Below are 21,097 nucleotides of genomic sequence, written 5' to 3'. Positions count from 1 at the left end.
GCAAGGGATGCGGCCTCGGACGGTCTATGCGCGGCACTTTCCGCCGTCGGTGCTCGGTGAGGTTTGTCGTGGAGTCGGAGGTTTGAAGACCCTGATGTGCGTAGCGTTCTGCGTGAGCGGCGGGTTAGTCAGACCGGCGGATTTCGACGCTTCGGGAAGCGAGACGCACCGTGACGAACACTTTGGATGGGTCGGAAGGCGGACGCTGGATTGTCACGACGGCGAGTTCGCAGTATTGGTTTGACCTGGAAGCGATGACTGTCAGGCGCTTGCCTGGCCCCGGTGCCCATCGGTCGATGCACGATCGAACGCGGTCGATCCTCGAAATCAAAAGGTGCGCAGTCGGTCAAAGCGGCTATTGGCTGATGAAGACCGAAGGCCGCGACTCTGAACTATTCGAGAACTACTGGCAGCGAACGACGCCGATCGTCAGCATCCGTCCGATCCCCGATGAAGACTGAGACCGATGACCGGCCGACGAACACTTAGGCGTCGGGATGCGGTGGCGCCCAGCATCGCGCAAGCACGTAAGTGCAAAGGAAGCACCGAGAAGGGAGTAAGCCATGGACTCGCTCCGCGATGACGAGGCGGGCTGTTATCTGGCGACGACTGAATCGTCGAGTCGGTATTGGTTGGACCTTGATCGGCGACTCCTTCGGCGTGAGACCAGTGCCGCGTTCGCTGGGACGTTGCGCCTCCGCAGGGACGGAGAGGAACTCGACTTGGTCGAGGTAGTCGACTGCCGGGTCGGTCACCCGTTGATCCTTTTGATCAACCTCAACCTGCCTGGTGTGTGGTTGACCACGCGAGAATCCACACCGGTCGTACGAATAGAACGTCTGCACAAGCCGCTGATCCGACCATGAACGCGGGGTGCTCCCAACCGCACGATTACCGACCCATCAACGCCCTTCCCTACTGGGAGATGATCGGCGAGTTCGTCGCCGCCTCAGTGGCGGACACAGCAGCGCCGTCTGGCCGCTCGGAGCGGTCGCTCTACCCAGCTGCGGTGGCGTTCGTGCTGTGGTGCTGGCAGAGTCGGGGTACTCCTCTTGAACGCAGGCGCATCTTCCGGCTAGTGACTGTCGAGGAATTCGTCCATCTGGGCATGACGAGGTACGCCGCGGGGAGCAGGGCCACACACCGGTCAACGCTCCTACTCATGGTCGAAGCGCTCAACCCGGCGGAGGTGACTCGGAATCATTTTTCGCTCCCTCGATCGGAACCGACGAGGCCGTATGCGGATCCGGAGATAGCGGCGCTGGCCAGCTGGGCAATGTCACAAGGCACCCCCAGACGGCAACTCGACTCCATCGCTCTCCTGACGCTCGGTCTCGGCACCGGTCTCGCCACGCGGGAAATTCTCGGTGTGCGCACGAGCGATGTCGATGCCCGCATGGATGACATGCAGGTAATCGTGAGGGAGGGCCGGTCGCGTGTCGTCCCCGTTCTGGACGGCTGGCAGCGACCCCTTCACCGCATCCTCGAAAACCGGGATCCGACCGAGTGGCTGTTCCGCCCCGGCAGGGCAAGTGCCGCCTCCGGGCAAATCACGGATTTCCTGCTCCGCGCCCGAACTGAACTTGACGTGCGTCCGAGCCGGATGCGTGCCACCTGGCTGCTCTCTCATCTCACTGCAGGCACCCCACCGCGGGAGCTCCTTCGCATATCCGGACTGAGAAACCTCGCGGCGCTCGACAAGATCGCTTGTTTTGACCCCAAAACAGGGCACAAGCTGTCACCGCAGAATTTCCACAAACGGGCCTGATCAGGGTTTTGATTCTGCGGTGGTGACGCGCAATGTTCGGGATCCAGCGGTGTTGGTGCGGAAAACGAAATTCCGCCGCACACAAGACGTTCGTGAACAGAAAAGACCGACTCAACGACATCTTCCTTGCCGATTCCCACACCTACGCCCACCTGCGGGCTCTGGATCCCGAGCTTCCGGACCACGTGTGGCACGTCATCATCCGGTACCGCCCTCAGTTGTCCTCTGTTCAGTGGGATGCCGTCCGGGAATTCACCATTACCAACGCCATCCTGATGAGGCCACGCACGTTCGAATCCGTGCGGCGCCTGATGTGCATGTCGGCCCGATTTGGCGCCTGGGTGTGGACTACGACCGGCACCACGCTGACCGCGGAACGCGTTTACACCGAAAGCAACGTATACCGGTACCTGCAGGAGCGCCTTCCCAAACACTCGGAGGGACACCGATGGGGCTTCGTGCGGCAGCTTGGCGCCATTGCGGACGCTCTCGCAGACACGGACATCAAACGACTCGCCGCACCTCAGACCGCTGGCCGCCGCCGCCCGTTTACCCTGTCGGACGTCGCGTCCATGCACAGTTGGGCGGCCAGCCTCACAACCACGCTCAAGCGACAGAACGCCTGGGCCATCCTCGGCCTCGCCGGCGGCGCCGGACTCCGCTCCGAGGAGATCGTGGACGTGCGCCTCCGCGACATCGAAGTACAAGGCGACCGGCTCTTCGTGCACGTCACCGGCACGCGACCACGGCGAGTTCCAGTCTTGCATCCGTGGAACCGAACCCTTCTGCGCAGCATCAACAACCGCACCAACCCCGACGAGTATGCGTTCCGCGGCTACCGTCTCGAAGAGTACCGACCACGTGCAATCCAGACTTTCCTCACCGACCACCCAGGGCGGGTCCGAGCGACAGTATCCCGGCTGCGTTCGACGTGGATAGTCACACAGATCGACAACGGTCTCCCACTGCCCGTGCTCAAGGCCATCGCGGGCTTCGTGTCGGCCCTCAGCCTTGAGAAGCATCTGGTTCACGCCAAAGCCGTGAACATCGACGACTATCTCGGCCTCATCATCGGCGAAGAGGTGTCGCGATGAGCGCCGGCGACGTCGACTACGGATTCAACACCCTCGAGCCTGACCTGGGTGGAATAACGAAGGCCGAGGTCATGGGCCGTGGACGGATCCACGCGCTCATAGATGATGAAACGGTGGCGCTCATGGAAGGACGGGTACGCAAAACCGGAGTGCTCGAACGGTTGCAGGAATGGCGCGACGAAGACGCAGTCCCGTTCAGCATCGGCGGCCGCCCCTCTCTGATACCGGAACGGGCGATTCTCACCGGAATGCTGCTGCTTGCTAAGGAGGGATCAGCGATGTTCCTCACCAGCGTGCGCGACCTACTCATGTTCCGCCTCAGCGATACCTCCCGCGAACTTTTGGGAATCGAAAGGTCCCTCGCAGCGTTCGTGGGTCACGTCGGCGAAAAGAACCGTTGGTACGCCAACACCAGCCGAGCCTTCCATCGCATGAACGATCTCATGGACCCATTCCCGCAGGAGCGCCGCCATTCAAAAACGTATACCGAGATCCAAGAAATCCTCCGCGCGCACGATCCTGACCTGGCAGAAAAGCGAAAGGCCCGACTTGACGAGTTCACAAAGCTATTCCTGGTGATGACGTTCAACGAACAATCACGCAGCATTCGCCGTGCCTCCAACAAAATTGATATTTCCTTTGACCAGACCTTCGTTGAAACCCCAACAGTGAAGGGGTACTCCCGCAAGAACCTCGCCAAGCGCGTTGCCGACGAGGCCAGAACTGAGGAGAAGAAGACCCTGAACCCCGGGCCCGTCGACGCCTTCGCCGGATGGCACGTCAGCACGGGAGAACGCACGGACGCAAGCGCGGGCCAGGTCGACCTCACCGATCCCGGAAAGAAGCCCAGTTCTGCCCAGTATCGGTGGGGCTGGGAAATCAATATCGCCGTGCGTGTCGACTCCGAAGCCCCGGGGCAACGCCGCTTTCCCGGCCTGGCCGTCGCCGCAACGATGAGCCTCCCGAACGTCCGGGTTGCCGAGGAGGCCGTTTCTCTCATGCGAGCATCCAAATCTCTTGGTCTGGAACCGGGAGTTGGCGACGCGGACAAGCAATACTGGGCAAACTCGCTCACCGAGCGCCTGCATGACCCCGCATTCAACGAAGGCTTTACTGCGTCCACGGACTACCGCGTCGACCGCCTCGGCCACCAAGGCGGGGACCATGGGGCCCTTTACATTGAGGGCGGCACCTACTGCCCAGCAACTCCCGCGCCACTGCAGGACGCGACGAAGGATCTTCTCGGGGCCGTGATCGATACGGCCACATATCGTGAACGAATCAAGAGCCGCACCGCATTTCAGCTGCACCAGAAGGAGAAACCAGATGCCAAGGGTCGGGCCGTGTTGCGGTGCCCGGCGCTCGGCCCGAGCCCGACCGTAACGTGCCCGCTCCGGGAGCTCCTCAAGACCAAGACCAAGACCAACAAGATTCGACCAGCCGTCGACGGCGACGACCTGCCGGACTTCGCCGACAAGATCTGCAGCCAGCACTCTGTGTCCTTCGATACCGCCAAGAACCGTCGCAATGCCCAGGCTTTCGAATACGGAACGAAGGAATGGGATGAATTTCATACCCATGCCCGCAACTCCATCGAGTCCCTCAATAATCAAGTGAAAAGTGGCGGAACCGAAGATATCGAATCGGCCAGCCGTCGCCGCGTTCGCGGATTCGGCGCCGCCCAAATCATCGTGACGATCCTGCTCACCAACTTCAACCTCCGCAAAATCGCCGCGTTCATCAGCGACAAGATCAAGGCCGACGCGAAAATGCAGACGTTCGGCGAACCTAGCGTCGCCCTCGTGCGGCGCCGCGACCGCGAATGGCACAACCCCTACACCGGGACCTACCCGCCCGGGGTGACGCCGCCAAGTACAGCTACCGCGTCACCAGCATCCGATGAAACCGGTGGGCCTCCCCGGAGAACCTAAACCGGTCCAGCGAGGCCACCCGTACCGCCCGAGAGGGCAAACCCCCAGCGTTCTGTACAATCCGACGCGCCCTGAAACGCCGAGAATCACCAGTCCGGCAGTCAAACGCCTCGAATCGCCGGTAAAGACTCACGCAACATCCGCTTAACGCAGAAATCGCTCCTGAGAATCCTCAGGAGCGATTTCTTTTTGTTCCAACCGGGCCGTTTCGTGAACAGTTTCGCGAACGGCCCTTTTGTCGGGCTGACAGGATTCGAACCTGCGACCCCTTGACCCCCAGTCAAGTGCGCTACCAAGCTGCGCCACAGCCCGCCGCTTCCACAACGCGATTTCAACGATCAAAACCTGCGGAAGACAACTGTAAGAGCTTACCGCTTTCTGAGAGCGCCCAAGAACACATGGGGCGACGGCTGGCAAGCACGTGGTGCCGTCGCGGTTTGTCGGCTTGCCGGTTTTTATTTCGTAGACGTACCGCTGGCTGGTTCTCAAATCGGCATCCAGTTCGCGCTGGGTGCGGCCTTGGAGTAGGCGGCCTTGCTACGAAAATGTAGTCATGACGGATGCGGGTTCACCTCGTGCACAACCAAGCTGCTCGCTAGGCTGAACGGCATCATGCACATTCGAGAGATCGGGCTGTCGCCCCTCAAAGGTGGTCGCCACCAGCCACGTGAGACCGTTTCGCTCGCGGTCGACGGTCCCATCGGTGACCGCGAATTCGCCGTCGTCGATCGAAACACCGGCACCATTCTAAAGACGGTTGAGCATCCGCTTCTGGTGAGGTGCGAGGCTCGCTGGGCTGACGGCGTGCTAGCCGTCGCGTTCGAGAGTCGCCGAGTTGCGGCGGAACCCGAAATGACGGACGAGTATCTCGACCTGGACTACTGGGGTCGATTCACCGCCATGCAGGTGATCGAGGGGCCGTGGGCCACTGAATTCTCCCGGCTGCTGGGGCGCAGCGTCACCCTCGCGCGGAGCACTGTCACGGGATCCGTGGTGTACGGCGACTCCGTCACGATCACCACGTCGAGTTCCCTGGCCCGGTTGGCCGGCGAATCGCAAACAGCGGTCGATACGCGCCGATTCCGCGGCACTTTCACGATTGACACCGGCGACGCCGACGCGCACGTCGAAGACTCCTGGGCTGGCCACGAACTCGAGCTCGGGCGAGCCCTGCTCCTCGTGAAAGGCGGCATTCCCCGGTGCGCGGTCATCGACATCGACCCCGACACCGGCGCTCGCGGCACCCACCTGTTGAAAACACTCGCCAACTACCGGCTGCAGGCGAGCGACATCATGTTTGGCGTTTATGCCGAGGTGATCCGTCCGGGAACCGTGTCGGTCGGCGACCACGTGCGGGTCGTGCCACCCCACTGAGCAGACCCGCTGGTCAGGTCCTTGCGACGCCGGGAGACTGCCGGCCCCAGCCTCCGGTTGACTTCCGGAGGCTGGTCGGGGAGGGCGTGGCTCAGCGTTGGATTTCTGCGTCGGGACGCAGCCGGATTAGCCGCTGCGGGCCATCCTCTTTCAGCTCGGCCAGGTCGCTGCGCGACGAGAGAAAATCGGTGAAGGAACGAAAACCGAGCGGCTTCTCGTTGAAAGACGGGTCCATGCGGCGCATCTGGTTCTTGACGGTGCCCGTGTTGAGCCATTCGTCGTCGTCGCCCTTGGCGTGACCGATCTGCAGCGCACGCACGAGGAGCTCGGTGGCCAGGGTCTGCGGGTCGATGTCTTCGGCTTCGGGCTCGTCGAATTGTGCGTCATCGGTGTGCGAGAACATGGGAATCGTGGTGAACTTGCGGGCCTCGGTGGGGGCCGGGTCGGGTGCAATTTCGGCGGGTTCGGGCGCCCGCCTGCTGGACTTAGGCCTCTCCACAGCTGTCGCGGTGGCTTTGCCGATTCCGGGCAGCGAGTCGTAGTCTTCAAACTCGTCGCACGCCGCCGCCAGCGAGGTGCTCGTCGAGCCCGCGACGCCGATGCCCACCACGAAGCGACCCAGCCGCTTCGACTTCTGGGCGAGCGCGATGTAGTCGGAATCGCCGGCGATGATGATCACATGGGTCAGATCGGGCAGCCGAAAGAGGTCTTCAACCACATCCACGGCTAAACGGATGTCTGCACCGTTCTTGGTTCCGCGGGTGGTCGTGGTGAACAGCTGGGTCAGGTCCACCGCTCGGGACATGAGCTGGCGCTGGTAGCTTGCATTGACCGGAACCGACCAGTCGGCGTAGGCACGATTGACGACTAAAGTTCCGAAAGACGCCGCAAAGTCGATGATGGCGTTGAAGTCAACGGTCGCGGCGGCGAGCCGTGCGGCGATCTCGGGGTCGGCATCCGCTGAAGACTTGTTGAAATCGCGGATGCCGTCGCGCTGAAAGGCATTGCGCCCGTGCAACTGCTGATAGCGCGAGATGACGATGTTGTCGAAGTCGATATAAAGGCCGACGCGGGCGTCGTTCGGTTCAGTGATGGTGAGCTCCTTAGCCACAGGCGGAAGACTCAGTTGCGATCCGGTAGGTATAGTCTGCGCTGCGCTGCGGGTAGAGGGCAACTCGGTGCGCGGTCAAGCAGTCGCGAGATACTGGAGGGATGGACGACAAAGATACCCTCGCTGATTTTTTGCGCTCAGCCAGAGCTCGGCTAACGCCCGCCGATGTCGGGCTTCCTATTAACCCGCTTGCGGCGGCCCGGCGAGTGCCCGGACTGCGCCGTGATGAAGTGGCTGAGCTCGCCGGCGTGAGCGTTGACTACTACGCGCGCATGGAACAGGGCCGGGTGACGCAGGCATCCGATGCGGTTGTCAATGCGCTCGGCGAGGTACTGCACCTGAATGAGGCGGAGCGCACCTATCTGTTCTCGCTGTTGTCGGCGTCGACCGGTGGACGCACACAGCAACGGCGGCGCTCCAACACGATTCGGCCGTCAGTGCGCACCATCATGGACTCGTTCCCCGCGCAGCCGGCGTTCGTGCTCGGCGTTGGCATGGACGTGCTGGCCATGAACGACCTCGCCAAGCTGTTGCTGAAGGACTTCACGCAGGGCGTGGGACTCGGGCGCAGCATGGCAAGATGGACATTCCTCGACCCGGCGGCACGCACCCTGTACCTGGACTGGGACATTGTGGCCCGCGACGTGGCGGCCATGCTCCGCCACGACGCGCGATCTCACCCGAACGACCGGGCACTCAACGAGCTGATCGGCGAGTTGACCGTCAAGAGCGACGAATTTCGCGCCTGGTGGAGTCAACACCGGGTGTGGGAGTGCACGTTCGGAGTCAAGCGTTTCATACACCCGATCGTTGGTCGGGTCGACGTGGACTACGAAACCTTCCCGGTTCCGGGCGAACCCGACCAACAACTCTTCGTATACAGCACGCAACCCAGGTCCGCCTCGAACGACGCCCTGCGCATTTTGGCCTCGTGGCGCACCGATCAAACGGATGCCGCCGCGCTCAAGTCCCTTCGCTGACGCTTTTAGAACCCTCCGGGCGTTCGCGGCAGGTACGGTGCCTCGAGACGGGTGCGCTCCTTGGCGCTAAGTCCTTTAATGACGGATGCCCCGGGCCGCGTTGAAATCTGTGGCCCGGGGCGGTTCGTGCCTGGGTTTTCTATCGACCTGCGAGGCTTATGCCGCGCCCGTCGGGGCGCCTACGCGTCGACGCGGGTCTCGTCCGCAAACGTGGCAACGTCGATAACGAAACGGTAGCGCACGTCGCTGCGGATAACGCGCTCGTATGCTTCGTTCACCTGATCGACCGAGATGATCTCAATGTCGGCGCCGATTCCGTGGGCGGCACAGAAGTCGAGCATTTCCTGGGTCTGGCGGATGCCACCGATCTTGGAGGCGGCGATGGAGCGACGCTGGGCGGCGAGCCAAACCATCTTCACGCTGTCAGGCTCGGTGGGGATTCCGACGTGCACGAGCGTGCCGTTGAGGGCGAGCAGCTTGAGGTAGCCCTCCAGGTCGAGGTTTGCGGCCACGGTGTTCACGATGAGGTCGAAGTGGTTCTCGAGCTCGGTGAAGGTGGTCGGGTCGCTCGTGGCGTAGTAGTGGTCTGCGCCGAAACGCAGGCCGTCTTCCTTCTTGCTCAGGGTCTGGCTGAGCACGGTGACCTCGGCGCCGAGCGCGTGGGCGATCTTCACACCCATGTGTCCGAGGCCGCCCATGCCGAGGATGGCAACCTTCTTGCCGGGGCCGGCCTTCCAGTTCGTGAGGGGGGAGAAGAGCGTGATGCCGGCGCAGAGCAGGGGAGCGGCCTCGGAGAGCTCGATGCCGTCTGGGATGCCGAGCACGTAGTTCTCGTCGACGACGATCGCGGTGCTGTAGCCGCCGTTGGTGGGAGTGCCGTCGTGATTGCGGTCGTTGTACGTGCCGACCTCGCCCTTCAGGCAGTACTGCTCTTCGCCGGCGAGGCAGTTGGCACACTCGCGGCAGGAGTCAACGAAGCAGCCAACGCCGACGCGGTCGCCCACCTGGTATCGGGTGACGCCGCTGCCGATGGCTGAGACGATGCCGGCGATCTCGTGGCCGGGAACCATCGGGAACAGTCCGGTATCCCACTCGTCGCGTGCCTGGTGGATATCGGAGTGGCAGATGCCGGCGAACTTGATGTCGATCGCGACGTCGTGAGCGCCGGGGGTGCGCAACTCGATGGTGGTGCGAGCGAGGGGCTGGTTGGCCGCGGGGGCGGCGAGGGCAGGAACGGTGGTCGTCATAAAAAACGTCTTTCGGTACCGGTGGTGGAATGCGGGGGAACCCCGTGCCGTGGCACGTGTCGGCGGTGACATCCGCTCGTGCAACATTACGCCGCTCCACCGACACCGTCGAGGCCGCAGCATGGCACTGTCTGACCTACCCAGGGCATCCGCTTTCGCGACGCCTTCACAGTGCATCGGCCGGGAATATCTCGCCATCGACGGGTTCGGCGGTGGAATCAATGCTGGCCACCCCGAGAAGGTCCCGGCAAAACTGACCGAACACCTCTGGAACCTGCACACCAAGCGCGACCAGTTCCGCCTACAGATCAGCGCCGACTGACCGCCGTCAAATTGACTTGAGCGACCGCGAGCACGTCGCGGCACGTGTTTGAGAAGCCCGCTTGACGAGCGAGTCCAATCGGCTGATCGCGTTGACATTCGTTCGTCCCACGACCTAAAATGGAATCGATTCCATGGAATCGATTCCACGAACACGATGAGGTAAACAGATGGCCGAGGTCACAATCAAAGACGTGGCAGCGCTCGCCGGCGTTTCTGCGGCGACGACGTCCCGCGTGCTCTCCGGCAACCCGGCCACCTCCTCGCAGGCGCGCGTCAAGGTCGCCGCGGCAGTCAAGGAGCTGGACTATCGGCCCAATGCCCAGGCCAGGGCCCTGCGGTCGACCCGCAGTGACTCGATCGGACTGCTGGTGCCGGACGTGCGTAACCCGTTCTTCGCCGACCTCGCCCACACCGTCGAACAAGCGGCGCTCTCGCAGGGCTACGTCACGCTGCTCGGCAACGCCAATGAGAAGAAGGTGCAGCAGGACAGGTACCTCGACACCCTGATTTCTCGGCGCGTGGATGGCATCATCGTGGCGCCACTCGGTGACGGCGGTGGCAGCATCCACGCCTTGATCGAGCGCGAGATTCCCACCGTGTTCGTGGACCGCACGGTTGACGGTATCGACGTTCCGAGCGTGACCACCGACAGCAAAGTCGGCATTCGCCAGACCGTCAAACACCTCGCCGCCCTCGGTCATACCCGGATTGGCTACATCTCCGGCCCCCAGGCAACCTCAACGGGCCGCGACCGATTCGCCGCCTTCACGGCCGCCGTGGCCGACGCCGGTCTCAGCCAGGACTCCGATTTGGTCTACTTCGGTGACTTCCAAGCGGGGAGTGGCTCGGCTGGTGTGCACGCCCTGCTGCAACTGGATGACCCGCCCACGGCCCTGCTCGCCGCCGACAGCCTGATGGCCGTCGGTGCGATCGCGATTCTGCACAAGCTGGGACTGGGCATCGGCACAGACATCGCGCTGGTCGCCTTCGACGATATCGAGTGGTTCGCCCTGCTCAACCCGGCCCTCAGCGTCATCTCCCACAGCGTCGAGGACATGGGCCGAATCGCTGTCGACCTGCTCCTTCAGGTCATCGCCGGGGAAAGCCCGCAATCGGTGGTTCTGCCCAGTGAACTCGTCATCCGGGCGTCGTCGATGTCGCCCATCCTGCCTGCAGCCAGCCGAAGGAAGAACTGACATGACACAACAACCGCTGCTCACCCTGCAAAACGTGGGGAAGGTCTTCGGCCCGGTCACGGTCATCGACGATGTCACGGTCAGCGTCTACCCGGGCCAGGTGCAGGTGCTGCTCGGGGAGAACGGTGCCGGCAAGTCCACCCTGATTAAGATGATGGCCGGGGTTTACCAGCCAGATTCCGGCCACATCGTGGTGGATGGTACAACGGTCACCCTGCCAAACACCCGAGCGGCCGAGGCGCTGGGCATCGCCACGATCCATCAAGAACTGAACCTGGTTGCCACCATGAGTATTGCCGAGAACGTCATGCTCGGGCGGATGCCGACCCGGCACGGTCTCGTGGACCGTCGCGCCATGCGACGGCAGGCCCGTGCCGCGCTCGACCTGATCGGACTCGATATCGACGTGGACACCCTGGTGGGGGACTTGGGCATCGCCCGGCAGCAACTGGTCGAAATCGCCAAGGCCTTGAGCGTCGACGCCCGTATCCTCATCCTGGACGAACCCACCGCGGCGCTTACCCGACACGAAACCGAAAGCCTGTTTGCCGTCATGGCCGATCTGCGACGGCAGGGCGTGGGCATGCTGTTCATCAGCCATCACCTCGACGAGATCGCCGAGGTGGGCGACACCGTCACGGTGCTACGCGACGGGGAATACATCGCGGAGGTTCCCGCTTCGACACCCGAAGACGAGCTCGTGAAGCTGATGGTCGGCCGCGGCATCGACGACCAGTTTCCCCGGGACTCCGCAGACCTGAGCCAGGCCGCAGAAATCCTCACCGTGGAGAAGCTCACGTCAACAGGGCGGTTTAGCGACATCAGCTTCACCGTCAAAGCCGGCGAGGTGCTCGGAATCGCGGGTCTGGTCGGTGCCGGTCGCACCGAACTGATCCGGGCGATCGCGGGCGCCGACCGGTACACCTCCGGCACAGTCACCGTTCGCGGACAAAGCCTGCCCAACGGAAATATCAAGGCTGCCATCGCTGCTGGTATCGGGCATGTTCCGGAGGACCGCAAGGCGCAGGGACTGGTGCTCGACGCCTCCGTCAATAACAACCTGGGCTACGCAACCCTCGCCTCCACCGCGAAACTGGGGCTGGTGGACTTCGCCGGCCAGCGCCGTCGGGCCGCCGCCGTTGCGAAAAAACTGCGCATCCGCATGCACACCATCGATCAACCGATCGGTGCCCTCTCCGGCGGCAACCAGCAGAAAGCCGTGTTCGGCCGCTGGATCATCGCTGCCTCCACGGTCTTGCTGCTCGATGAACCCACCCGCGGTGTTGACGTGGGTGCCAAGGTCGAAATCTACGAATTGATGAACACAATCACGGCGGCCGGGGGAGCGATCCTCATGGTCTCCAGCGAACTGCCCGAGGTGCTCGGCATGAGCGACCGCATTCTGGTGATGCGTGACGGCCGACTCGCCGGTGAGCTCACGGCCGCGGAGGCCACTCAAGACGCAGTCATGACACTCGCCGCCCGCGATGTCGACGAGAAGCACGAACAGAGATAGGGAAGAACCTCATGTCCACCACCACCCTGCCGACGCCGCGCCGCGGCCTCGACTACAAGAAGTTCCTCGCCAACAACGGTGCCCTGGTCGGCCTCGTCGCGCTCTGCCTCGCCCTGTTCATCGCCACCCCCGACTTTCTGACCGGGCCGAACCTGCTGAACATCGGCATCCAGGTCTCCACCGTGGCCGTGTTGGCCTTCGGTATGACCTTCGTAATCGTTGCCGGGGGGATCGACCTGTCGGTCGGCAGCGTGGCTGCACTGTCGGCCATGTCCTCGGGCTGGATGTTCGCCAGCGCCGGGCTTCCGGGGTGGCTCGCCCTAGTGGGAGGCCTGCTCGTCGGAGCCCTGGCCGGTGCCATCAACGGTATGGCGAACGCCTACGGAAAGCTTCCCTCCTTCATCGCCACCCTCGCCATGCTCAGCGTGGCCCGGGGACTGACCCTGGTCATCTCCGACGGCCGCCCGATCAAGACCGCGCCCGAGGTTTCCTTTCTCGGCGGTAATCTGGGACCGGTTCCGATGCCGATCGTCATTCTCGTCATCGCCGCCCTGGTCGCCTCGTTCATCCTCAACCGCACCGTGATCGGCCGTTCGATGTATGCCGTCGGCGGCAACGCCGAAGCGGCGCGGCTATCGGGACTGCCGGTCAAGCGCATCCTGGTCACCGTCTTCACGCTGGCCGGCCTGTTCGCGGCCCTCGCCGGGCTGCTGCTCGCCGGCCGGCTTGACTCCGCGCAGCCTCAGGCAGCTGCCGGCTACGAACTCGACGCCATTGCGGCCGTCGTGATCGGCGGCGCCTCCCTGGCCGGCGGACTCGGCAGGATCTCCGGCACCCTGGTTGGAGCCCTGGTTTTGGTCGTCATTCGCAACGGCTTGAACCTGCTCAATGTCACGTCGTTCTGGCAACAGGTCGTCATCGGCCTCGTGATCGCCCTGGCCGTGGGCATCGACGTGCTGCGCCGCAAAACGCGCAGCAGCTGACTCGACGCTGCCAGCATCCACCAATCTTTCACCGCTCCCCGTTCGTTCCATCCCCACCCAAAGGAAAAACAATGAAGTCATCCTCGTTCCTCAAAATCGCGGCACTGACCGCGACAGCGGCCTTGATCCTCGCGGGCACCACCGCCTGTGGCCGAGGCGGCGCTGAGGCGTCCGGCGATAAAATCGTGCTCGCGATTTCCACCCTGAACAACCCGTTCTTCGTGGAACTGCGCGACGGAGCAGAAGCTGCCGCCGCCGAGGCCGGAGTGGAACTGAGCATCGTCGATGCCCAGAACGACTCCGCCACCCAGGCCAATCAGCTCGCCACCGCTGCGTCCAGCGGTGCCCAGGCCGTCATCATCAACCCGGTCGACTCGGATGCCGCGGCCTCAGCCGTTGGCGATTTGATCACGGCCGGTATTCCGGTTATCGGCGTTGACCGCACCGTCACCGGAGTCGACCTCGCCTCACTCGTCGCCAGCGACAACGTAGCCGGCGGGCGCCAGGCGGCCGACGAACTCGCCAAGGCCATGGGCGAAGCGGGCACCGTCATTCACCTGCAGGGTGTGGCCGGAACGTCGGCCAGCCGCGAGCGCGGTGCCGGCTTCGAGGAAGGCATGTTGGCCTACCCCGGCATCACCGTGGTCGCCACGCAGACCGCCAACTTCGACCGCGCCGCCGCGCTCGATGTGACGACCAACCTGTTGCAGTCCAACCCGGGTGTCACTGGTCTCTTCGCGGAGAACGACGAGATGGCGCTCGGCGCCATTCAGGCGCTCGGCGCCAAGGCCGGCACCGAGGTCTTCGTCGTCGGCTTTGACGGCACCGCTGATGGACTCGCCGCAATTGAAGCGGGCACCCTGGTGGCTACCATTGCCCAGCAGCCGGCCGAACTCGGCAAGCTCGCCATCGAATTCGCCGTCAAGGCCATCAAGGGCGAAGCGATCGAGACGACCGTGCCGGTCGAGGTCGTCTCCGTCACCAAGACGAATGTCGGCGATTTCACCAAGTGATTCATCTGGCCAGTAGTGCGCTCGTTCCACCGATCGGCATCGTCGAGCGCGGTTCGGTTGTTGTCGTCGGTTCCATCAACGTCGACCAGCTGATCCGTGTGCACCGCCACCCGCAGCCGGGGGAGACCCTCATCGGAACGTCGATGGAGTTTCTGCCGGGCGGTAAGGGGGCCAACCAGGCGGTGGCCGCGGCCCAACTCGGTGCGAGCGTACTTCTGGTCGGCGCCGTGGGCCGGGATGCACAGGCCCACGTCGCCACCGCGATTCTGACTCGCGCCGGTGTCGACCAGTCGGCCGTGCGTACGGTCGACGCCCCCACCGGGCTGGCGTTGGTCAGCGTGGCCGACGATGGCGAGAACACCATCGTGGTCGTCCCCGGTGCCAATGCCCTGATGGGTGCAGAGGTCGTTCAGGCCTGCGCCGACATCATCGCGGCCGCAGCCGTCGTGGTGCTCCAGGGCGAGATCCCCGCGGCGGGAATCGCCTTGGCGGCGCGGCTGGCAACGGGACGCGTGGTGTTGAATCTGGCGCCCGTGATCGAATTGGATCCCGCCGCTATCCGGCGCGCCGACCCGCTGGTCGTCAACGAGCACGAGGCTGCCCTCGTGCTCGCTCAACTGGCTCCGCAGCGCTCCGTTCCGGCCGAGGACGCCGACTTGGTTGCCCGACTGCTGGAGTGGGGCGTCGCATCCGTTGTACTGACCCGTGGTGCCAGCGGGGCGATCTGCGGCGACCGCGAGGGCACCCATTCCGTGGCTTCGCCGACGGTCGTCGCCGTGGACAGCTCGGGAGCCGGTGATGCCTTCGTCGGCGCGCTGAGCGCGCAGCTTGCCGCCGGGACGAGTCTGCTTGAGGCCGTTCGCCTGGCCGTGCGGGTGGGCGCGTTCGCGGTGCAGAGCCGGGGAACCCAGCCCTCCTATCCGACCCTGGCCGACGAGCTGCCGACGGTGAAAGCCCAGGTTCACGCATGAAGAAGCGGGGAATTTTGAACGCCGAGCTGTCGGGAGCACTCGCCCGGCTGGGTCACACGGATATCATTCTGCTCGCGGACTGCGGCATGCCGATTCCGCCCGGGGTTCCCGTGATCGACCTCGCTCTGGTGCACGGTATCCCGCGGTTCGAACAGGTTCTCGACGCCCTGCTCGACGAGATGGTGTTTCAGGGCTGCGTGGCGGCGGAGGAGGCCAAGACCGCCCCCGCGGGGGCCTGGCTGGCCGAACGCTTCAAAGACATCGAGTACATCAACCACGCGGAGTTGAAGTCCTTCTCCGCGACGGCCAAGCTCTTCATACGCACGGGCGAGGCGACGCCGTTCGCCAACGCGGCGCTGGTGTGCGGAGTGTCGTTTTAAGCAAGTCAGCCGCTGGCGCGTTCCCAGGCAGTCACGCCGTTTAACTACAAAAACGTCGTCGCACGGTTCTGCCACGCCGATCAGGAGAAGTGGTCGCGCCTCGTGGTACGTGTTCGAGAAGCCGGCACCGGTTCGAACCAGTGCCAGGGGATCAAACACGTGCCACGAGGCAGCCAGCGGCGGCCGGCGCCACAGCGGCCGGACTCTCACTCGGCCTATTACCCGCGTTGATACCGGACACGATCATCGACATCACGGTCACCGCGCCGGTGACAATCCAGGCGACCTTCTTGAACTGGCCGTAGCCGGCGAGTGTGAGGCCGTGCTTGTCGCGCTGGGCACCGACCAGCACGAGGATGAGGTCGACGAGCCACCAGATCCCCAACCCGCCGAAGGTCACCAGCTTCAAGAGGCCGGTACCGATCTTGCCGAGGTAGAAACGGTCAACGGCGAAGATGCCGAGCAGCCAAGAAAGCAGCCAGGTGGCCACGAACGATTTCTGCGAGATCGGCGGGTTGTGCATGGTGACCGCCTGAATCGGGGGAGCGGGAAGCAGAAATTGTTCCTGCTGGGTGGTCGGTACGCCGGTCGGAGCGGGGCGCTGGCTGGTAGTCATTCTGACGCCCTTACTCGGGGCAGCTCTCGCGGGCCTGGGCGCTGTGCTCGGGATCGCAGAACCTGGCTTTTTTGCGACCAGAAGAGCAGATCTACGAGGAGATCAGAGTGTGGATGGCCAAAGCGGATGCCCTCGACCGGCAGTCCCGCGGCGAGCCGATCCCCGAGGAGATCCAGCGGTTGTTGGGGGAGCTGATCGCGTCCGCGACGTCGTCGGGTGAGGTGCTGGACATCTACGAGGCGGCCGGCATGCCGAAGCCGTCGCTGAGCGATCTGACGCCAGAGTTCGTCGCTAAGACGCAGCAGGCGCGCAACCCGCATCTGGCGATTGAAGCGTTGCGCAAGTTGCTGACCGAGGAGGCCGTGGCATCCACTCGCAACAATATGGTGCGGCAGCGGGCGTTCTCGGAGCGCATCACCGAGCTGATGAACAAGTACACCAACCAGCAGCTGACCTCGGCCGAGGTTATTGCCGCGCTCGTGGAGATGTCGCGGGAGGTCGCGGCCGAGTCGCAGCGCGGTTTGCACTTCAAGCCGGCGCTGACCAGTGATGAACTGGCGTTCTATGACGCGGTGGCGCAGAACGAGTCCGCCGTGGATCTGCAGGGCGAGGGCAAGCTGGCCGACATCGCGCGCGGGCTCGTGCAGGTGATGCGCCGCGACGTGCGCACCGACTGGACCGTGCGCGACGATGTGCGTGCCAAGCTGCGCTCGTCGATCAAGCGGTTGCTCGTGGTGAACGGCTACCCGCCCGACCAGCAGCCCGCCGCCATCAAGCTCGTGATGGAGCAAATGGAGTCGATGGCACTGCGGTTTGCCGCGGACCGGACATGACGAAGGTCGGCCTGAGGCCATGCTGAAGGCGTGGTCGGCCGCATGATGACGCCGTTCACGGCCGCTCCGGGGAAGTGTTGCCGCGGGAAACCGCGGCTTGGGGTCCCATCGCCCTGGCCACAAATGTCGAATGCCTCGCGGGGCTTGTCGTCGCTCGAATAACTCGGTGACGGGGCAGCCATTAAATTCTCAGTCGAAATCTACACAAATATGTTACGTTTCTTTCGGATAGGGAGAAGTGATGAGCAACGCGGTGGCATTGAGTCAACAGACATACGTCTGCAACGATCTGGCTGGTGTCGCCCGCGTGCACGATTTTCTTGCGGCACATGAAGCGGCCGATCGAGAGGCCCCACTTCCGCATTACTTCCTCGCCGGCGCCGCAACGGGTGACCAAGTGGAAATTCCAGAGGAGATCCATAGGGTTCTCCTGCAAGTAATTGAATCCATGCAGCGAGGGCTCGCTGTCAGTATCTTGCCGCAGTCGAAGACGCTCACCACTCAGCAGGCAGCGGACCTCCTCGGTATCAGCAGGCCAACGCTGGTGAAACTCCTTGACGAGCAGAAGCTTCCCTTTGAACGAGTCGGTACCCATCGGCGCGTGCTCCTTGTCGATGTGATGGCTTTTCGGGATCGACGGCGCCAAGAACAATACGACGCTCTCGAGGCGATGCGGTCGACTCTTGATGACGAGACAACTGTTGACGAGATCCTAACGAAGGCGCGCCAGACTCGCCGAGCTCTCGGTGCCCAGCGGCGGGCCAGGGCGGGGGCGCTGGCAGGCTAGGCGAGTGTTTACTGCCCTGTTGGACACAGCTGCGTGGCTCGACGTATTAGCGAGCGTGGTGTGCGCAAGCTCATCGAACGAGGGCGCATCCCCGCGAACAGGAAGCCGGGGAGCAAGGCGTGGGTCGTTTAAGACTCGTCGGCGACTCGACACACGCCGTCGCGCCGCCCGCTCGCGCCGCGTTCACAGGATGCCTTTATTCATTTCTTTCGCACCAACTCCCTTGAAGGGCTCAACTCGAGGACCAGGGAACGCACAGCGCATCCGCTTTCTGCGTGGCAGCGATGCGCCAGCTGCGGTGCTCGCGGATTGGTTCAATGGCTAGCCGCCTGCCGGCTTGAATGCGGGGTCCAATCTCATTGCCCATGCGGTGGCCGGCAATGATGCCAGGGTGCGGCAGATGCTCCAACGCAGACATGCCGCGTACCTCCGCGAACGAGTCGACCTGGCCCAGCGGGTCAGTGATGAACGCGCTATTCGCGGCCTGAGCCGAGCCGACCTCGCCGCGGCCGCCGACGTGGACCTGACTGTTCTGTCAGCCATCGAGCGCGGCAGACTTGTCACGAGCATCGCTGCGATTCGCCGAGTCCTGCGCGCTCTGCACATCGAACCCTCGGCTATCCCCGCACCAGGTGTTCGATGACGAGCGGTCGAGGCCGCAGGCATCCACTTCATTGCCGCAGAAGCTGACGGGACGACCACCTCGCGCTTAACGCGGCGGTCGTCCCGCAGGCTTAGATCTCGTCGTAGCGCAAAGCGATCGAGGGCAATCTAGGCCTAACGCGACTCCGCGGGCTCGGGCTCGGCCTCGTGCTGGCGTTCTCTGAAGATGGCGAGCTGGCGGCGCCGAAAGTCGGTTCCGGCGCTGGTCGTCGTGTCCCGGTCGAGTTGCGCGGGGAGTTCCGTGGCGGTCATGGGGGCAGTGATCTCATGAGTCATGGCAATCCAATCTTCTGGAGGCGAGGGCGCCGCGGCCGCGAGTGCGACGGGGCGAGGGAATCGATCAGGCCGTCAGGAGCGGGGAGTCTGAGGAAACTGGTCGAGAGTAGGGCGAGGCAGAGAGCCGGTCGCCCTTCCGAGATCCGCTACGGGGATTTTTTCGGAGGATTCACGAGGAACGCTATTGGACTCTCGCGATGATGTCAACGAAAAATCCCGAAGGTACGTCGCGCGGTGACAGGGTGACGAGACGTACGATCAGTGGATGCCGCCGCGCTCGCCACTTCCGCAACGTCACGGCCTCGAGGCCGCGTGGGTCTGCACGCCGGAACGGGCGCAGCATCCGCTTTGGGACACGATGGGCGCCTGGCTGGATGAGCGTTTGTCGGAGTTCGTTGACGCCACTGGATTTCTGGCCGACGGGCGCTTCGTCTACGAGAGCGGCACCGCGGTGGCCGGTCTCGACCCGTACCGACCGAACACCTTTGTCTGGTTCCACCGCGACCTGGCCGCGGAGACAGTTGTTCCGGGGCCCATCCACCTGATCTATCGCGACGATCGCCTCGTGGTGATCGACAAGCCCGCCTTCCTCTCGACCATTCCCCGTGGGCGCCACGTCGTGCAGAGCGTGGTGGTGCGGCTGCGCGCCGAACTCGGGCTTCCGGAGCTCTCGCCGCTGCATCGGCTGGATCGGGTGACGTCGGGGCTGGTGGTGCTGGCAACCGAGCGGCGGTGGCGCGGGGCATATCAGTCGATGTTCCAACGGCAGGAGGTCGCCAAGACCTATCGGGCGCTGGCACCGCTGCTGCCGAGCCTCGACCTGCCTGTGACGGTGCGCAACCACCTCACGACCCGCCGTGGTCAGTGGCAGGCCGAGGTACTGCCGGACGCGCCGGCCAACGCTGAGTCGTTGATCGAACTCGACTCGGTGATCGACGGCCTGGGTGTCTACAGACTGACGCCGCGCACCGGCCGCACCCACCAATTGCGCATGCACATGCTCGGCCTCGGGATTCCGATCAGTGAGGACCCGATCTATCCGGTCGTGCGAGAGATCGCGATCGACGATTTCACCCGCCCCCTGCAGTTGCTGGCAAACGAGGTGCGCTTCACCGACCCGATCGACGGTCGCCCGCGGCAGTTTGCCAGCGTGCGCACGCTCCCGTTGCGCAGTGAGGTCGGCTGAGCCTGGGTGTCGCGCATCGCGACACGCGGTTGAGAAGCTGACAGGTGTTCAAACCAGGGCGAACTTCTCAAACACATGCCGCGAGCCTTGATGGTGCGCGTCCAAAGCTCGCCAAACGGATGCCTAGGCTAGACCCATGGCCACAGTCATTCTCGTGCGGCACGGCCGCACCACCGCAAACACCGCCGGAATACTCGCCGGGCGGGCCGCCGGCGTGCGACTCGACCAGATCGGGCAGGACCAGGCGGCGCTGACCGGAAAACGCCTCGCGGTGGTGCCCCTGGTCGCCGTGGTCTCCAGCCCCCTGGAACGCTGCCAGCAGACCGCGCAGCTCATTCTCGACCACCAGAGTGGTTCCCCGGTCATGCCGATTGACGACGATCTCACCGAGTGTGATTACGGCCAGTGGCAGGGCCGGGCCATCAGCGACCTGGCCACAGAAGACCTCTGGTCGGTGGTGCAGACGCAACCCTCAGCCGTGGTCTTTCCCGGCGGCGAGTCGATGGCGGCGATGCAGGCGCGGTCGGTGGCCGCGATTCGACGCCACGACGCCGCCTTCGAGGCGCAGCACGGGCCCGGTGCCGTGTGGGTCGCGGTCAGCCACGGCGACGTCATCAAGTCCATTTTGGCTGACGCGCTCGGCATGCACCTCGACCTGTTCCAACGTATCAACGTCGGGCCCGCGTCGGTATCGATCGTGCAATACGGCCCCAAAAGGCCGAGCGTGCACGCGACCAACACCGACGGCGGCGATCTGTCCTGGCTGGCTGGCAGCATCCACTCAGCGGATGCGCCGGTCGGCGGTGGGGCCGGTCATCAGCCAGCGCGCACCTCGACCGCGTAAAATA

Annotated in this window: 21 protein-coding genes, 1 tRNA gene and 1 pseudogene; 18 read left to right on the top strand and 5 right to left on the bottom strand. The window is 63.9% G+C overall.

The genetic code is table 11. The features are described from left to right. Positions 1 to 170 precede the first annotated feature (170 nt). From E3O11_RS17500 to E3O11_RS03400, 4 genes are all read left to right on the top strand, one after another. The gene (locus E3O11_RS17500; RefSeq protein WP_146812664.1) at positions 171 to 461 is read left to right on the top strand and encodes a hypothetical protein; all 291 of its coding nucleotides are present in this window, start codon (positions 171 to 173) and stop codon (positions 459 to 461) included. A 701-nt stretch (positions 462 to 1,162) separates the two neighbouring features. Then, entirely contained in the window at positions 1,163 to 1,768 is a 606-nt protein-coding gene (locus E3O11_RS03410) for a tyrosine-type recombinase/integrase (protein WP_166787475.1), read from the top strand. A gap of 92 nt (positions 1,769 to 1,860) precedes the next feature. Beyond that, complete coding sequence (locus E3O11_RS03405) at positions 1,861 to 2,862, top strand: site-specific integrase (RefSeq protein ID WP_166787474.1); 1,002 nt, start codon at positions 1,861 to 1,863, stop codon at positions 2,860 to 2,862. Next, positions 2,859 to 4,793, top strand: a complete 1,935-nt coding sequence (locus tag E3O11_RS03400) for a hypothetical protein (protein WP_092451464.1) — start codon at positions 2,859 to 2,861, stop codon at positions 4,791 to 4,793. Before E3O11_RS03405 ends, E3O11_RS03400 begins: the two co-directional genes overlap by 4 nt. Positions 4,794 to 5,031: 238 nt before the next feature. Here the strand turns inward: E3O11_RS03400 and E3O11_RS03395 are convergent. Continuing rightward, positions 5,032 to 5,105 (bottom strand) — tRNA-Pro (locus E3O11_RS03395). Positions 5,106 to 5,405: 300 nt separating this feature from the next. Between E3O11_RS03395 and E3O11_RS03390 the strand changes: the two genes are divergently transcribed. Continuing rightward, a complete protein-coding gene (locus E3O11_RS03390; RefSeq protein WP_092451466.1) occupies positions 5,406 to 6,167 on the top strand; it encodes an MOSC domain-containing protein in 762 nt (253 codons plus the stop codon). Between the two features lie 91 nt (positions 6,168 to 6,258). On the opposite strand, the gene E3O11_RS03385 is transcribed toward E3O11_RS03390, so the two are convergent. Beyond that, a complete protein-coding gene (locus tag E3O11_RS03385; RefSeq protein WP_233195355.1) occupies positions 6,259 to 7,278 on the bottom strand; it encodes an NYN domain-containing protein in 1,020 nt (339 codons plus the stop codon). 101 nt (positions 7,279 to 7,379) lie between these two features. On the opposite strand from E3O11_RS03385, the gene E3O11_RS03380 reads away from it, so the two are divergent. After that, positions 7,380 to 8,258 carry a helix-turn-helix transcriptional regulator gene (locus tag E3O11_RS03380; RefSeq protein WP_092451468.1) on the top strand — a complete coding sequence of 293 codons (879 nt, stop codon included), beginning with the start codon at positions 7,380 to 7,382 and terminating at the stop codon, positions 8,256 to 8,258. 179 nt (positions 8,259 to 8,437) lie between these two features. On the opposite strand, the gene E3O11_RS03375 is transcribed toward E3O11_RS03380, so the two are convergent. After that, the gene (locus E3O11_RS03375) at positions 8,438 to 9,505 is read right to left on the bottom strand and encodes an NAD(P)-dependent alcohol dehydrogenase (protein ID WP_092451470.1); all 1,068 of its coding nucleotides are present in this window, start codon (positions 9,503 to 9,505) and stop codon (positions 8,438 to 8,440) included. Positions 9,506 to 9,626: 121 nt separating this feature from the next. Between E3O11_RS03375 and E3O11_RS03370 the strand changes: the two genes are divergently transcribed. From E3O11_RS03370 to rbsD, 7 genes are all read left to right on the top strand, one after another. Continuing rightward, positions 9,627 to 9,827, top strand: coding sequence for a hypothetical protein (locus tag E3O11_RS03370; RefSeq protein WP_092451472.1), 201 nt, complete (start codon positions 9,627 to 9,629; stop codon positions 9,825 to 9,827). A gap of 169 nt (positions 9,828 to 9,996) precedes the next feature. After that, on the top strand, positions 9,997 to 11,025 hold the full coding sequence (locus E3O11_RS03365) for a LacI family DNA-binding transcriptional regulator (protein ID WP_092451474.1): 1,029 nt from the start codon (positions 9,997 to 9,999) through the stop codon (positions 11,023 to 11,025). A gap of 1 nt (position 11,026) precedes the next feature. Further along, the gene (locus tag E3O11_RS03360; protein WP_092451476.1) at positions 11,027 to 12,541 is read left to right on the top strand and encodes a sugar ABC transporter ATP-binding protein; all 1,515 of its coding nucleotides are present in this window, start codon (positions 11,027 to 11,029) and stop codon (positions 12,539 to 12,541) included. 11 nt (positions 12,542 to 12,552) lie between these two features. Next, positions 12,553 to 13,524, top strand: a complete 972-nt coding sequence (locus E3O11_RS03355; RefSeq protein WP_092451478.1) for an ABC transporter permease — start codon at positions 12,553 to 12,555, stop codon at positions 13,522 to 13,524. Positions 13,525 to 13,595: 71 nt separating this feature from the next. Beyond that, a complete protein-coding gene (locus E3O11_RS03350; protein WP_092451480.1) occupies positions 13,596 to 14,537 on the top strand; it encodes a substrate-binding domain-containing protein in 942 nt (313 codons plus the stop codon). Next, positions 14,534 to 15,508 (top strand): ribokinase, encoded by a 975-nt coding sequence (locus E3O11_RS03345; RefSeq protein WP_233195356.1) that lies wholly within the window; start codon positions 14,534 to 14,536, stop codon positions 15,506 to 15,508. The genes E3O11_RS03350 and E3O11_RS03345 overlap by 4 nt, the downstream gene beginning before the upstream one ends. Then, complete coding sequence (gene rbsD / locus E3O11_RS03340; RefSeq protein WP_092451482.1) at positions 15,505 to 15,888, top strand: D-ribose pyranase; 384 nt, start codon at positions 15,505 to 15,507, stop codon at positions 15,886 to 15,888. Before E3O11_RS03345 ends, rbsD begins: the two co-directional genes overlap by 4 nt. Positions 15,889 to 16,039: 151 nt before the next feature. Here the strand turns inward: rbsD and E3O11_RS03335 are convergent, their stop codons facing one another. Continuing rightward, on the bottom strand, positions 16,040 to 16,504 hold the full coding sequence (locus E3O11_RS03335) for a TM2 domain-containing protein (protein ID WP_241994626.1): 465 nt from the start codon (positions 16,502 to 16,504) through the stop codon (positions 16,040 to 16,042). A gap of 5 nt (positions 16,505 to 16,509) precedes the next feature. Here E3O11_RS03335 and E3O11_RS03330 point away from each other — a divergent pair. The 3 genes and pseudogenes from E3O11_RS03330 to E3O11_RS03320 form a co-directional block, all read left to right on the top strand. After that, positions 16,510 to 17,337, top strand: a pseudogene (locus E3O11_RS03330) (DUF3387 domain-containing protein); the annotation flags it as partial. Between the two features lie 241 nt (positions 17,338 to 17,578). Next, positions 17,579 to 18,124, top strand: coding sequence for a helix-turn-helix domain-containing protein (locus E3O11_RS03325; protein ID WP_092451484.1), 546 nt, complete (start codon positions 17,579 to 17,581; stop codon positions 18,122 to 18,124). Positions 18,125 to 18,524: 400 nt separating this feature from the next. Further along, positions 18,525 to 18,767, top strand: a complete 243-nt coding sequence (locus tag E3O11_RS03320; protein WP_134495398.1) for a helix-turn-helix domain-containing protein — start codon at positions 18,525 to 18,527, stop codon at positions 18,765 to 18,767. Between the two features lie 134 nt (positions 18,768 to 18,901). On the opposite strand, the gene E3O11_RS17495 is transcribed toward E3O11_RS03320, so the two are convergent. Continuing rightward, positions 18,902 to 19,039 carry a hypothetical protein gene (locus tag E3O11_RS17495; RefSeq protein WP_166787473.1) on the bottom strand — a complete coding sequence of 46 codons (138 nt, stop codon included), beginning with the start codon at positions 19,037 to 19,039 and terminating at the stop codon, positions 18,902 to 18,904. A gap of 289 nt (positions 19,040 to 19,328) precedes the next feature. Here E3O11_RS17495 and E3O11_RS03315 point away from each other — a divergent pair, with 289 nt between their 5' ends. Together E3O11_RS03315 and E3O11_RS03310 are read left to right on the top strand one after the other, a co-directional pair. Continuing rightward, entirely contained in the window at positions 19,329 to 20,249 is a 921-nt protein-coding gene (locus E3O11_RS03315) for a pseudouridine synthase (protein WP_092451488.1), read from the top strand. A 136-nt stretch (positions 20,250 to 20,385) separates the two neighbouring features. Continuing rightward, a complete protein-coding gene (locus E3O11_RS03310) occupies positions 20,386 to 21,093 on the top strand; it encodes a histidine phosphatase family protein (RefSeq protein ID WP_092451490.1) in 708 nt (235 codons plus the stop codon). The last annotated feature ends 4 nt before the right edge of the window (positions 21,094 to 21,097 follow it).

This window comes from Cryobacterium levicorallinum (assembly GCF_004402405.1).
In the GTDB taxonomy this organism is placed as follows: Bacteria; Actinomycetota; Actinomycetes; order Actinomycetales; family Microbacteriaceae; genus Cryobacterium; species Cryobacterium levicorallinum.
This window is presented reverse-complemented; position numbering and strand designations above follow the sequence as displayed.

Excerpts from the sequence above, each read along its gene's own strand:
- E3O11_RS03375 (WP_092451470.1), bottom strand. The coding sequence starts at position 9,505 with ATGACGACCACCGTTCCTGCCCTCGCCGCCCCCGCGGCCAACCAGCCC.
- E3O11_RS03365 (WP_092451474.1), top strand. The coding sequence starts at position 9,997 with ATGGCCGAGGTCACAATCAAAGACGTGGCAGCGCTCGCCGGCGTTTCT.
- E3O11_RS03310 (WP_092451490.1), top strand. The coding sequence starts at position 20,386 with ATGGCCACAGTCATTCTCGTGCGGCACGGCCGCACCACCGCAAACACC.
- E3O11_RS03325 (WP_092451484.1), top strand. The coding sequence starts at position 17,579 with ATGAGCAACGCGGTGGCATTGAGTCAACAGACATACGTCTGCAACGAT.
- E3O11_RS03390 (WP_092451466.1), top strand. The coding sequence starts at position 5,406 with ATGCACATTCGAGAGATCGGGCTGTCGCCCCTCAAAGGTGGTCGCCAC.
- E3O11_RS03360 (WP_092451476.1), top strand. The coding sequence starts at position 11,027 with ATGACACAACAACCGCTGCTCACCCTGCAAAACGTGGGGAAGGTCTTC.
- E3O11_RS03350 (WP_092451480.1), top strand. The coding sequence starts at position 13,596 with ATGAAGTCATCCTCGTTCCTCAAAATCGCGGCACTGACCGCGACAGCG.
- E3O11_RS03380 (WP_092451468.1), top strand. The coding sequence starts at position 7,380 with ATGGACGACAAAGATACCCTCGCTGATTTTTTGCGCTCAGCCAGAGCT.
- E3O11_RS03370 (WP_092451472.1), top strand. The coding sequence starts at position 9,627 with ATGGCACTGTCTGACCTACCCAGGGCATCCGCTTTCGCGACGCCTTCA.
- E3O11_RS03315 (WP_092451488.1), top strand. The coding sequence starts at position 19,329 with ATGCCGCCGCGCTCGCCACTTCCGCAACGTCACGGCCTCGAGGCCGCG.
- E3O11_RS03335 (WP_241994626.1), bottom strand. The coding sequence starts at position 16,504 with ATGACTACCAGCCAGCGCCCCGCTCCGACCGGCGTACCGACCACCCAG.
- rbsD (WP_092451482.1), top strand. The coding sequence starts at position 15,505 with ATGAAGAAGCGGGGAATTTTGAACGCCGAGCTGTCGGGAGCACTCGCC.
- E3O11_RS03355 (WP_092451478.1), top strand. The coding sequence starts at position 12,553 with ATGTCCACCACCACCCTGCCGACGCCGCGCCGCGGCCTCGACTACAAG.
- E3O11_RS03400 (WP_092451464.1), top strand. The coding sequence starts at position 2,859 with ATGAGCGCCGGCGACGTCGACTACGGATTCAACACCCTCGAGCCTGAC.
- E3O11_RS17495 (WP_166787473.1), bottom strand. The coding sequence starts at position 19,039 with ATGACCGCCACGGAACTCCCCGCGCAACTCGACCGGGACACGACGACC.
- E3O11_RS03410 (WP_166787475.1), top strand. The coding sequence starts at position 1,163 with ATGGTCGAAGCGCTCAACCCGGCGGAGGTGACTCGGAATCATTTTTCG.
- E3O11_RS03320 (WP_134495398.1), top strand. The coding sequence starts at position 18,525 with ATGCTCCAACGCAGACATGCCGCGTACCTCCGCGAACGAGTCGACCTG.